Annotated in this window: 10 protein-coding genes; 7 read left to right on the plus strand and 3 right to left on the minus strand. The window is 68.8% G+C overall.

Translation table 11 applies throughout. The features are described 5' to 3' along the window. Positions 1-50 precede the first annotated feature (50 nt). Positions 51-458, minus strand: coding sequence for a thioesterase family protein (locus QQA12_RS16465; RefSeq protein WP_054664159.1), 408 nt, complete (start codon positions 456-458; stop codon positions 51-53). After that, positions 458-3418, minus strand: a complete 2961-nt coding sequence (gene uvrA / locus QQA12_RS05355; RefSeq protein ID WP_325167382.1) for an excinuclease ABC subunit UvrA — start codon at positions 3416-3418, stop codon at positions 458-460. Before uvrA ends, QQA12_RS16465 begins: the two co-directional genes overlap by 1 nt. 282 nt (positions 3419-3700) lie before the next feature. Here uvrA and rplU point away from each other — a divergent pair, with 282 nt between their 5' ends. From rplU to obgE, 4 genes are all read left to right on the plus strand, one after another. Next, the gene (gene rplU, locus QQA12_RS05360) at positions 3701-4009 is read left to right on the plus strand and encodes a 50S ribosomal protein L21 (protein ID WP_054664165.1); all 309 of its coding nucleotides are present in this window, start codon (positions 3701-3703) and stop codon (positions 4007-4009) included. A gap of 17 nt (positions 4010-4026) precedes the next feature. After that, positions 4027-4287 carry a 50S ribosomal protein L27 gene (rpmA, locus tag QQA12_RS05365; protein WP_054664168.1) on the plus strand — a complete coding sequence of 87 codons (261 nt, stop codon included), beginning with the start codon at positions 4027-4029 and terminating at the stop codon, positions 4285-4287. Between the two features lie 121 nt (positions 4288-4408). Beyond that, positions 4409-5212, plus strand: a complete 804-nt coding sequence (locus QQA12_RS05370; RefSeq protein ID WP_226050111.1) for a hypothetical protein — start codon at positions 4409-4411, stop codon at positions 5210-5212. Then, the gene (gene obgE / locus QQA12_RS05375) at positions 5199-6254 is read left to right on the plus strand and encodes a GTPase ObgE (RefSeq protein WP_226050110.1); all 1056 of its coding nucleotides are present in this window, start codon (positions 5199-5201) and stop codon (positions 6252-6254) included. Before QQA12_RS05370 ends, obgE begins: the two co-directional genes overlap by 14 nt. Positions 6255-6564: 310 nt before the next feature. Here the strand turns inward: obgE and rpsT are convergent, their stop codons facing one another. After that, positions 6565-6834 carry a 30S ribosomal protein S20 gene (rpsT, locus tag QQA12_RS05380; protein WP_054664179.1) on the minus strand — a complete coding sequence of 90 codons (270 nt, stop codon included), beginning with the start codon at positions 6832-6834 and terminating at the stop codon, positions 6565-6567. A gap of 115 nt (positions 6835-6949) precedes the next feature. Here rpsT and murJ point away from each other — a divergent pair, with 115 nt between their 5' ends. From murJ to ileS, 3 genes are all read left to right on the plus strand, one after another. Then, a complete protein-coding gene (murJ, locus tag QQA12_RS05385) occupies positions 6950-8542 on the plus strand; it encodes a murein biosynthesis integral membrane protein MurJ (RefSeq protein WP_226050109.1) in 1593 nt (530 codons plus the stop codon). Positions 8543-8624: 82 nt separating this feature from the next. Beyond that, positions 8625-9680, plus strand: coding sequence for a bifunctional riboflavin kinase/FAD synthetase (locus tag QQA12_RS05390; RefSeq protein WP_226050108.1), 1056 nt, complete (start codon positions 8625-8627; stop codon positions 9678-9680). Positions 9681-9686: 6 nt separating this feature from the next. Further along, positions 9687-12518 carry an isoleucine--tRNA ligase gene (gene ileS, locus QQA12_RS05395; RefSeq protein WP_054664183.1) on the plus strand — a complete coding sequence of 944 codons (2832 nt, stop codon included), beginning with the start codon at positions 9687-9689 and terminating at the stop codon, positions 12516-12518. The last annotated feature ends 19 nt before the right edge of the window (positions 12519-12537 follow it).

Raw genomic sequence — 12537 nt, forward strand, 5'->3', positions numbered from 1 at the left:
CGTCGTGTAGGCGGTGCTTCGCTGCCGCGTGGCGCGGCCGCGGCGCCGGCTCAGCTCGACGCGGCGCGCACCGCCTCCGGCAGCGGCGCGCTGCGGCCGGTCTGGGTGTCCATCCACACCACCACCACGTTGCCGTCGGAGTACAGCTTGCCCGGGTCCTTCTGGTCGACGATGCGGTGGCCGATGGTCACGCTGCTGGTGCCCAGGCGCTCGACGAACAGCTCGACCACGATGTCGTCGGGCCACACGATCGGCAGCCGGTAGTTGATGTTGGTGTTGGCCACCACCGGGGCGATGCGGTCGTTCATCGACACGCCTTCCACGCCCAGCATCCAGCGCACGCGCGCCTCTTCCAGGTAGGACACGTACTTGGCGTTGTTGACGTGGCCCATCGAGTCCATGTCGCGCCAGCGCACGCTGATCGGCACGCGGGCCAGCTGCTTGTGTTCGGTGCTCATCACGAAACCTTCCTGTTGCGGGGGGCGGCGGCCTTCTTCGCGGTCGCTTTCTTTGCGGGTTTTTCCTTGCGCGGCGGCCGCGCGTCGGGCTTGTTGGCCACCGCCGCGGGCTGCTCCGGGCGCGCACTGGTGGAGGGCAGCAGCCTGGCCAGGAACTGGCCGGTGTACGAGGCCGGGTGCGCGGCCACGTCTTCGGGCGTGCCGGAAACCAGGATGGTGCCGCCGCGGTGGCCGCCTTCCGGGCCGAGGTCGACGATCCAGTCGGCGGTCTTGATCACGTCCAGGTTGTGCTCGATCACCACCACGGTGTTGCCCTCGTCGCGCAGCTTGTGCAGCACGCCGAGCAGGGCCTCGATGTCGTGGAAGTGCAGGCCGGTGGTCGGCTCGTCGAGGATGTACAGGGTGCGCCCGGTGTCGCGCCGCGACAGTTCCTTGGACAGCTTCACGCGCTGCGCCTCGCCGCCGGACAGCGTGGTCGCGCTCTGGCCCAGCTTGATGTAGCTCAGGCCCACGTCGACCAGGGTTTCCAGCTTGCGGGCGATGGCCGGCACCGGCTCGAACAGCTTCAGCGCATCCTCGACGGTCATTTCCAGCACGTCGTTGATGTTGTAGCCCTTGTACAGGATCTCCAGCGTCTCGCGGTTGTAGCGCTTGCCGTGGCAGACGTCGCAGGGCACGTACACGTCCGGCAGGAAGTGCATCTCCACCTTGATCAGGCCATCGCCCTGGCAGGCCTCGCAGCGGCCGCCGCGCACGTTGAAGCTGAAGCGGCCCGGCGAATAGCCGCGCGCGCGCGCTTCCGGCACCTGCGCATACAGCTCGCGCAGCGGGGTGAACAGGCCGGTATAGGTGGCCGGGTTCGAGCGCGGGGTGCGGCCGATCGGCGACTGGTCGATGTCCACGACCTTGTCGAACAGGTCCAGGCCCTCGACCTCGCGGTACGGTGCGACCGGGTGCGAGGAACCGTTGATCTCGTTGGCCGCCAGCGAGTACAGGGTGTCGTTGATCAACGTGGACTTGCCCGAGCCGGACACGCCGGTGATGCAGGTCAGCAGCCCGGCCGGAATGTCCAGGTCCACAGCCTTGAGGTTGTTGCCGCTGGCACCGCGCAGGTGCAGCGTCATCTTCGGGTTCGGCCTGTGGCGCCGCGCCGGGATCTCGATGCTGCGCTTGCCCGACAGGTACTGCCCGGTCAGCGAGCGTGGCGCCGAGAGGATGTCCTCCAGCCGGCCTTCGCCGACCACTTCGCCGCCGTGCACGCCGGCGCCGGGGCCGATGTCCACCACGTGGTCGGCCAGGCGGATCGCATCCTCGTCATGCTCGACCACGATCACCGTGTTGCCGAGGTCGCGCAGGCGGGTGAGGGTGCCGAGCAGGCGCTCGTTGTCGCGCTGGTGCAGGCCGATGGACGGCTCGTCGAGCACGTACATCACCCCGACCAGGCCGGCGCCGATCTGCGAGGCCAGGCGGATGCGCTGCGCCTCGCCGCCGGACAGCGTGTCGGCCTTGCGCTCCAGGGTGAGGTAGTCCAGGCCCACGTCGACCAGGAAGCCGAGCCGTTCGCTGATTTCCTTGACGATCTTGGCGGCGATCTCGCCGCGCCAGCCCGGCAGGCTCAGCTCGCCGAAGAAGCGCTTGGCCTCGTCGATCGGCAGCACCGCCAGCTCCGGCAGCGGGCGGTCGGCGACGAACACGTTGCGCGCGGCCTTGTTCAGGCGCGCGCCGCCGCACTCGGGGCAGGGCCGTTCGCTGATGAACTTGGCCAGTTCCTCGCGCACCGCCGGCGATTCGGTCTCGCGGTAGCGGCGCTCCAGGTTGGGGATGATGCCCTCGAAACGGTGCTTGCGCTGGCTGCGGCCGCCGTTCTCGGTGAAGTAGGTGAAGGTGATCTGGTCTTCGCCGCTGCCGTACAGCACGGCCTGGCGCACGTCCGCGGGCAGCGATTGCCACGGCGCGTCGACATCGAACCTGTAGTGCTTGGCCAGCGAGGCGATCAGCTGGAAATAGTAGGCGTTGCGGCGGTCCCAGCCGCGCACCGCGCCGGCGGCCAGCGACAGCTCCGGGTGCACCACCACGCGCGCGGGGTCGAAGAACTCGGCCATGCCCAGGCCGTCGCAGCCCGGGCAGGCGCCGACCGGCGAGTTGAACGAGAACAGGCGCGGCTCCAGCTCCGGCAGCGCGTAGTCGCAGACCGGGCAGGAGTACTTGGACGAGAACAGCTGCGGCACCGCCTGCGCGTCGTCCAGCGACTGCACGGTGGCCATGCCGTCGCCCAGCTTGAGCGCGGTCTCGAAGCTCTCGGCCAGGCGCTGCTTGAGGTCCTCGCGCGGGCGGAAGCGGTCGATCACCGCCTCGATGGTGTGCTTCTGGCGCAGCGCCAGCGGCGGCACCGCGTCGATCTCGTGCAGTTCGCCGTCCACGCGCACGCGCACGAAGCCCTGCGCGCGCAGCTGGTCGAACACCTGCACGTGCTCGCCCTTGCGCTCGCGGATCACCGGCGCCAGCAGCATGTAGCGCTGTTCCGGGTCCAGCGCCAGCACCTGGTCGACCATCTGGCTGACGGTCTGCGCTTCCAGCGGGTAGCCGTGGTCGGGGCAGCGCGGGCTGCCGACGCGGGCGTAGAGCAGGCGCAGGTAGTCGTAGATCTCGGTGATGGTGCCCACGGTCGAGCGCGGGTTGTGGCTGGTGGACTTCTGCTCGATCGAGATCGCCGGCGACAGGCCCTCGATGTGGTCCAGGTCCGGCTTCTCCATCACGCTCAGGAACTGCCGCGCGTAGGCCGACAGCGACTCGACGTAGCGGCGCTGGCCCTCGGCGTAGATGGTGTCGAACGCCAGCGAGGACTTGCCCGAGCCGGACAGGCCGGTGATCACGATCAGCTTGTCGCGGGGCAGGTCGAGGTCGATGTTCTTGAGGTTGTGCGTCCGCGCGCCGCGGATGCGGATGAAATCCATCGCCATGGGAGGTCCGTTCTTGGCCGTGCACGGCGGGTACCGGGCGCGGAGGGGGCAGGGGATGCAGCTGACGGCAGTCGATCAGCCTAGCGAGCTTGGGATTTGGGGGCAATTGCCGGAATTGCCAGCGCGCATGCCCGCGCCCGGGCCCGGCGCAGGCCATTGTTCAGGCACGGTTTTCCGCACCGGGGTCGACTTGACCCGGACGGCCGGGTGCCGGTAAAATTCCGCTTCTGTCCGCCCTCGATGGTGGGCAGCTCCTGAGAATAACTACAGAAGAGACATCCCATGTATGCAGTCCTGGTAACCGGCGGTAAGCAGTACCGCGTCGCGCAGGGTGAGACCCTCCGCGTTGAGAAGCTCGAAGCCGAAGCCGGCAGCGAGATCAAGTTCGACACCGTCCTGATGCTCGGCGATGCCGACGGCATCAAGATCGGCGATGCCCTGAAGGGCGCTTCGGTGACCGCCAAGGTCGTGGCCCACGGCCGCGCCGACAAGGTGAAGATCATCAAGTTCCGCCGGCGCAAGCACCACATGAAGCGCCAGGGTCACCGCCAGTACTACACCGAAATCGAAATCACCGGCATCGCCGGCTAATCCAAGGAGAATCCGTCATGGCACATAAAAAGGGCGTAGGCTCCTCGCGCAACGGCCGCGACTCCAACCCGAAGTATCTGGGCGTCAAGATCTTCGGTGGCCAGGCCATCGAAGCCGGCAACATCATCGTGCGTCAGCGCGGCACCCAGTTCCATCCGGGCGCCGGCGTCGGCCTGGGTCGTGACCACACGCTGTTCGCGCTGGTCGACGGCAAGGTCGAGTTCGCGGTGAAGGGCCCGAAGAAGCGCCGCACCGTCAGCGTCGTCGCGGAAGTCTGATCTCCCGCACGCACGGGTGCCCGGGCCACGGCGTGGGCGCCGCCGACGAAAGCCCCGCTTCGGCGGGGCTTCTCGTTTCCAGATGATCCGCGGGCCGCGTGTGGGCAGGAGGCAGGGAAGGGTGATCCGTTACCGGGCTGTGGCCCTGCTGTGCGGCCTGCTGGCCTGCGCCGGATGCGCGGCCGATATTCCCAGCGACCGTGACACCCTGGCCGTTGCCGGGCCGCTGGTCTCGTTGCAGGCTGAAACCCTGGCCCTTCCACCGGGCTCGCCGCAACTGCCGGCCCTGCTGGCCGATCCGCAGGGCTGGCAGCCCGAGCCTGGCGCCGAAGGCGTCGAGCGCAGCAGCGCCCGTGGCGATTTCGATGCCGGGGGCTGGCTGCGCACGATGGTCTTCAGCTGGGACGGGAGTCGCGGCTGGGAAGTCCACATGGCCTATGGCGAGGGCAAGCGCCCGCCGCCGGCCACGGTACGGATCTGGCTGCGGGCGCCGCAAGGCAGCGGGCAGCCGGACTGGCCGATGGGCGAGGGCACGGTCCGCTATGCTGGCGCCACGCGTACCCTGAGCTACAAAGGCCGCCGTCCGGGCATCGAGGGTCGCGAAGATTTTGAAAGAAGCCTGACCCTTGGCGCGTCCAACCGGGTCGAGCTGGAAGAATCAACCAGCGTCGCGCCCGATGGCGCCCCCGTCCACAAGCGCCGCCAGGTCCTGGCGCGCGATGCGCAGGGGCATCCGCTGGACGACGCGGAATTGCTGGAAGGTGCGGAATACCGCGTCTCCAATCACTATTTCCTGCCCGACGGGCGGGGCAACCCCCGCCGCATCGTGCGCCTGTACCGCGCCGCCGGCGCGGCGCAGGACGCGCCGGTGCTGCGGGCCGAAGTAATTCTGAGAACCTTGCGATACCAAGATGAAACTCGTTGATGAAGCCGAAATCTCTGTAATCGCCGGCAATGGCGGCAATGGCTGCGTCGGTTTCCGCCGCGAGAAGTTCATTCCGCTCGGCGGTCCCGACGGTGGCGACGGCGGCGACGGCGGCAGCGTCTGGCTGCGCGCCGATGAAAACCTGAACACGCTGGTCGACTTCCGCCACGAGCGCATCTTCAAGGCGCAGCGCGGCGAGAACGGCATGGGCCGCCAGGCCTACGGCAAGGGTGGCGAAGACCTGGTCATCACCGTGCCGGTCGGCACCGTGGTCATCAACGTCGACACCGACGAGGTGATCGGCGACATGACCCGCCATGGCGACCGCCTGCTGGTGGCCAAGGGCGGCAAGGGCGGGCTGGGCAACATGCACTTCAAGAGCTCCACCAACCGCGCGCCGCGCCAGGCGCTGCCGGGCGAGGAGGGCGAGCAGCGCCTGCTCAAGCTGGAGCTGAAGCTGCTGGCCGACGTCGGCCTGCTGGGCTTCCCGAATGCCGGCAAGAGCACCCTGATCCGGGCGGTCTCGGCGGCGACGCCGAAGGTGGCCGACTACCCGTTCACCACGCTGTACCCGAACCTGGGCGTGGTCAAGGTGGAGAACTACCGCAGCTTCGTGATCGCCGACATCCCCGGCCTGATCGAGGGTGCGGCCGATGGCGCGGGCCTCGGCGCGCAGTTCCTGCGCCACCTGCAGCGCACCCGGTTGCTGCTGCACCTGGTCGACATCTCGCCGATGGAGGGAGGCGTGGAAGGCGTTTCCCCGGTCGAGCAGGTGCGCGCGATCGAGCGCGAACTGGGCAAGCACGACCCGGAACTGCTGGAGAAGCCGCGCTGGCTGGTGCTGAACAAGGCCGACCTGATGTTCGAGGACGAGGCGCGGGCCGCGGCCGAGCAGGTGGTCAAGGAGCTGGGCTGGACCGGTTCGTGGTACCTGGTCTCGGCACTGGGCCGCGAGGGTACCTGGCCGATCATGAAGGACATCATGGCCTTCTTCGACCAGCAGAAGCTGCTCGAGGCCGAGGCGCGCGAGGCGCAGGGCTGAGGCGACTCCGCTCCGGCGCACAGGAAAAACCCGGCCACGGCCGGGTTTTTCATTGCTGCCGACGCCACGGCGTTCGTTCCCTGCGATGGTTTCTGCGGTGCGGCTGCTTCCCGGAGGCGGTCCCCGCGCGGCGGTGGCCGTTCCTGCCGCTGCCTGGCGGAGTCGGGCAACATAAGCCCGCCGGGAGCGGTTTCCGGCATCGCCTGCCGATGGCCCGAAGGGTGGCCGCCACGGATGGCGGACACAAAAAACCCGGCCTTGGCCGGGTTTCTGGCGTCGGGAGCCGCGCGGCTCCCGATGATCGCGCCGATCAGGCGGCCTTGAGGGCCTTGATGCGGGCGGTCAGGCGGCTCTTGTGACGGGCGGCCTTGTTCTTGTGGATCAGGCCACGGGCGCTGAAACGGTCGAGAATCGGCTGGGCGACAGCAAAGGCAGCCTCGGCGCCGGCGGCGTCATTGGCATCCAGAGCCTTGATCACCTTCTTGACGGCGGTGCGCAGCATCGAACGCTGAGCCGTGTTACGCGCGTTGCGCACAACGGTCTGCTTGGCGCGCTTCTTGGCGGACTTGATATTGGCCACGGTGGTGGTTTCCTGAAAATCGGTATGGTGGGAACAGCAAGCACGCAAGTATGATGGCTGTCAGAATGAACGTCAAGTCGAGTTGTCAAGGGGGCCGTGGGTGAGTTCACCGCGCATGTTGCGGGGGCTGCTGTCGTTCAGCAGCATGACGATGATCTCGCGGGTGCTGGGGCTCGTCCGCGACCAGGCGATTTCCATCACCTTCGGCGCCAATGCCACCACCGATGCATTCTGGGTGGCGTTCCGCGTGCCCAACTTCCTGCGCCGGCTGTTCGCCGAGGGCTCGTTCGCCACCGCCTTCGTGCCGGTGTTCACCGAAGTGAAGGAGACCCGCCCGCACGCCGACCTGCGCGAGCTGATGGCGCGGGTGTCCGGCACCCTGGGCGGGGTCCTGCTGGTGCTGACCGCGCTGGGCCTGATCTTCACCCCGCAGATCGCCTGGCTGTTCGCCGACGCCGATGCCGCCGACCCGGTCAAGTATGGCCTGCTGGTGGACCTGCTGCGGCTGACCTTCCCGTTCCTGCTGTTCGTGTCGCTGACCGCGCTGGCCGGCGGGGCGCTGAACAGCTTCCAGAAGTTCGCGATGCCGGCGCTGACCCCGGTGATCCTCAACCTGTGCATGATCGCCGGCGCGTTGTGGCTGGCGCCCCGGCTGGAGGTGCCGATCCTGGCGCTGGGCTGGGCGGTGCTGGCGGCCGGCGTGCTGCAGTTGCTGTTCCAGCTGCCGTCGCTGAAGGGCATCGACCTGCTGACCCTGCCGCGCTGGGGCTGGAACCATCCCGACGTGCGCAAGGTGCTGACCCTGATGGTGCCGACCCTGTTCGGGTCCTCGGTGGCGCAGATCAACCTGATGCTGGACACGGTGATCGCGGCCCGGCTCAGCGACGGCTCGCAGTCCTGGCTGTCGCTGGCCGATCGTTTCCTGGAGCTGCCGCTGGGGGTGTTCGGCGTGGCGCTGGGCACGGTGATCCTGCCGGCGCTGGCCCGGCACCACGTCAAGACCGACGGCGAGGGCTTCTCCAACGCGCTGGACTGGGGCCTGCGCATGACCCTGCTGATCGCGGTGCCGGCCATGCTCGGCCTGCTGCTGCTCGCCCAGCCGCTGATCGCCACCCTGTTCCAGTACCGCGAGTTCACCGACTTCGACACCCGCATGACCGCGCTGTCGGTCTACGGGCTGAGCTTCGGCCTGCCGGCGTTCGCGCTGCTGAAGGTGGTGCTGCCGGCGTTCTACTCGCGCCAGGACACCAAGACCCCGGTACGCGCCGGCGTGGCCGCGCTGGTGGCCAACATGGTGTTCAACTTCATCCTGCTGGCGGTGCTGTACCAGGTGATGGTGCCCGAAGCGCTGAAGGCGCAGGGCGTGATGGCGGCGCTGGCGGCGCAGCCGGGCCTGCACCTGGCGCTGGGCATCGCCAGCGCGCTGTCCAGCTACCTGAACCTGGCGCTGCTCTGGTACTGGCTGGGCAGGACCGGGGTTTACCGGCGGCGCCCGGGGTGGGGCGGCTACGTGCTGCGGCTGGTGCTGGCCTGCATGGCCATGAGCGCGGTGCTGCTGGCGCTGCTGCACTGGCTGCCGGGCTTCGGCGGCATGGACAAGTGGCAGCGCATCGGCGGCCTGGCGCTGCTGGTGGGCGGCGGTGGCCTGACCTACCTGCTGGCGATGCTCGCCATGGGCTTCCGCCCGCGCGACCTGCGCGGGCAGTGAGGCGGCCGTGCCCGCGCCGCCGCTATACTTCCCGGCTACACATGGCAAAGCGCCGGCCCGCAAGGGCCGGATCCGGGTTTGAATGAGCAGGCTGTTTAGAGACGTCGAGGGCGGGGTGTTGTTCCCGCAGGGAAGCGTGGTCTGCATTGGTGCCTTCGATGGCCTGCACAGGGGCCACCGGGTGCTGGTGCGCCACGCGGTCGAGCGCGCGCGCGCGCTCGGCGTGCCGGCGGTGGCGCTGGCCTTCGAGCCGCTGCCGCGCGAGTTCTTCGCCCGCGATACCCCGCCGCCACGGTTGATGCTGGCCCGCGACAAGGTGGCCACGCTGCGCGGGCTGGGCATCGACAGCGTGGGCCTGCTGCGCTTCGATGCGAAGATGGCGGCCATCACCGCCGAGGATTTCGTGCGCGACATGCTGGTGCGCCGGCTGGGAGCGCGCGAAGTATGGATCGGCCCGAAGTTCCACTTCGGCCACCGCCGCGGCGGCGACCTGGCGCTGCTGCAGGCCATGGGCGCCGAGCTGGGCTTCGCCGCCGGCGAGATCGCGCCGGTGCACCTGAACGGCGAGCGCATTTCCAGTACCCGCATCCGCGAACTGCTGGTGGCCGGCGAATTCGACCATGCCGCCGACCTGCTGGGCCGTCCGTATGCGATCGGCGGCCGGGTGGTGCGCGGGAAGCAGCTCGGGCGCACCCTGGGCTTCCCGACCGCCAACTTGCGTTTCCCGCGGACGCCCGCACTTTCAGGGATCTACGCCACCTGGGTGCACGGCGTGTCCGGCGATTCCGGGCAGGGCGGGCCGTGGCCGTCGGTGTCCAGCTTCGGCACGCGCCCGACCGTGCAGGGCGTGGAGCCGCTGCTGGAAGCCCACCTGTTCGATTTCCAGGGCGACCTGTACGGCCGCCACATCGAAGTCGAGTTCGTCGCCAAGCTGCGTGACGAAGAGAAGTTCAACGATCTGCCGGCGTTGACCGCGCAGATGCACCGCGACGCCGAGCAGGCGCGCACCCTCCTCAACGAACATGCGAGTCCCTCGCAACAGCCCGCACATCCCTGTGCGGACGCCGGAAATGCGAGTCCTTCGCAACAGCCCGCACATCCCTGTGCGGACTCTTCATTAACAGCCGCGCAAGGGTAAGTACCCGTGACCCAAGACTACAAAGCTACCCTCCACCTGCCGGCAACGGAATTCCCGATGCGCGGCGACCTGCCCAAGCGCGAGCCGGGCATCCTGGCGCGTTGGGAAGAGCAGGGCATCTACGCGCAGCTTCGCGAGAACGCCCAGGGGCGGCCGCTGTTCGTGCTGCACGACGGCCCGCCGTATGCCAACGGCCAGATCCACCTGGGCCATGCGGTCAACAAGATCCTCAAGGACATCATCGTCAAGTCGCGCTACCTGGACGGCTACGACGCGCCCTACGTGCCAGGCTGGGACTGCCATGGCCTGCCGATCGAGATCGCGGTCGAGAAGAAGTGGGGCAAGGTCGGTACCAAGCTCGATGCCGAGCAGTTCCGCCAGAAGTGCCGCGAATACGCCGAGGAGCAGATCAACCTGCAGCGCGCCGATTTCAAGCGCCTGGGCGTGATCGGCGACTGGGACAACCCGTACAAGACGCTGAGCTTCGATTTCGAGGCCAACGAGATCCGCGCGCTGGCCAAGATCGTCGCCAACGGGCACCTGGTGCGCGGCGCCAAGCCGGTGCACTGGTGCTTCGACTGCGGCTCGGCGCTGGCCGAAGCCGAGATCGAATACCAGGACAAGACTTCGCCGGCGATCGACGTGGCCTACGCCGCACGCGATTCCAGGGCGCTGGCGGCCTGCTTCGGGGTCGAGCTGCCGGCTGGGGTGGAAGTGGCGGTGCCGATCTGGACCACCACCCCGTGGACCCTGCCGGCCTCGCTGGCGGTGTCGCTGGGCGCGGACATCGAGTACGCGCTGGTCGAAGGCCCGGCCCGTGACGGCCAGCCGCGCTGGCTGGTGCTGGCCGCGGCGCTGGCCGAGCGGTCACTGGCCCGCTATGGCGTGGCCGGGATGGTCGTGCACGGCCATGCCAAGGGCGCGGCGCTGGAGAACCAGCTGCTGGCGCACCCGTTCTACGCCAACCGCGACATCCCGCTGCTCAACGGCGAGCACGTGTCCGACGCCGACGGCACCGGCGCGGTGCATACCGCGCCTGGCCACGGCCAGGAGGACTTCGCGGTCAGCCAGCAGTACGGGGTGATGGATGCGTACACCGCCGGCCAGATCAACCCGGTCGATGGCCGCGGCGTCTACCTGCCTTCCACGCCGCCGGCCGGCGACGTGGCGCTGGCCGGCGTGCACCTGTGGAAGGCGCAGCCGCTGATCGTCGACGTGCTGCGCGGCAATGGCGCGCTGCTGGCGTTCGCCGAGATCCAGCACAGCTACCCGCACTGCTGGCGCCACAAGACGCCGGTGGTGTTCCGCGCCACCCCGCAGTGGTTCATCTCGATGGACAAGGCCGGGCTGCGCGCCGATGCGATGGCCGCCATCGACAACGTCGGCTGGTTCCCGGCCTGGGGCAAGGCGCGCATCGCCAGCATGGTCGATGGCCGCCCGGACTGGTGCATCAGCCGCCAGCGTACCTGGGGCGTGCCGATCGCGCTGTTCACCCACCGCGAAACCGGGCAGCCGCACCCGCGCACCGTCGAGCTGATGCAGCAGGTGGCCGACCGCGTGCAGGAAGGCGGCATCGACGTGTGGTACTCGCTGGACCCGGCCGAGCTGCTCGGCGACGAGGCCGCGCAGTACGAAAAGGTCACCGACATCCTCGATGTCTGGTTCGACTCGGGCGTCACCCACGAGGGCGTGCTGCTGGCGCGCGGCTTCGGCAAGCCGGCCGACCTGTACCTGGAAGGCTCGGACCAGCATCGTGGCTGGTTCCAGTCCTCGCTGCTGACCGGCGTGGCCATCGACCGGCACGCCCCGTACCGCCAGTGCCTGACCCACGGCTTCACCGTGGACGAGCACGGACGCAAGATGTCCAAGTCGCTGGGCAACGGCATCGAGCCGCAGGAAATCATGCGCACCCTGGGCGCGGACATCCTGCGCCTGTGGATCGCCTCGGCCGACTACAGCAACGAGATGTCGCTGTCGCAGGAAATCCTCAAGCGCAATGCCGACGCCTACCGGCGCCTGCGCAACACCGCGCGCTTCCTGCTCGGCAACCTCGACGGCTTCGATCCGTCCCTGCACCTGCGCCCGCTGGAGGACATGGTGGCGCTGGACCGCTGGATCGTGCACCGCGCGTTCGAGCTGCAGGAGAAGATCAAGGCCGCCTACGCCAGCTACAACATGGCCGAGATCGTGCAGCTGCTGCTGAACTTCTGCAGCGTCGACCTGGGCTCGCTGTACCTGGACGTGACCAAGGACCGCCTGTACACGATGCCGGCCGATTCGCGCGGCCGCCGTTCGGCGCAGAGCGCGATGTACCGCATCGCCGAGGCGTTCGTGCGCTGGGTCGCGCCGATCCTGACCTTCACCGCCGACGAACTGTGGGGCTACCTGCCGGGCGAGCATGCCGGCAACGTGCTGTTCACCACCTGGTACGACGGCCTGGCGCCGCTGCCGGCCGACGCGCAGTTGTCGGCCGCCGACTTCGAGCAACTGCTGGCCCTGCGCGAGCAGGTGGCCAAGGTGCTGGAGCCGATGCGCGCCAATGGTGCCATCGGCGCCGCGCTGGAGGCCGAGATCACCGTGGCCGCCAGCCAGGAACAGGCGGTGCGCTGGCAGCCGCTGGCCGATGAACTGCGTTTCCTGTTCATCAGCGGCGACGTGAGCGTGCGCCCGGCGACCACCGACGAGGTGTTCGTCAGCGCCCAGCCGACCGAAAAGGCCAAGTGCGTGCGCTGCTGGCACCATCGCGGCGACGTCGGCGGCGATCCCGCGCACCCGGAGCTGTGCGGCCGCTGCGTCGGCAACATCGACGGCGCCGGCGAAGACCGCCGCTGGTTCTGATCCGCGCGTTACCCGGAAC

Source organism: Stenotrophomonas sp. 17(2023) (assembly GCF_030345315.1).
GTDB lineage: Bacteria > Pseudomonadota > Gammaproteobacteria > Xanthomonadales > Xanthomonadaceae > Stenotrophomonas > Stenotrophomonas acidaminiphila.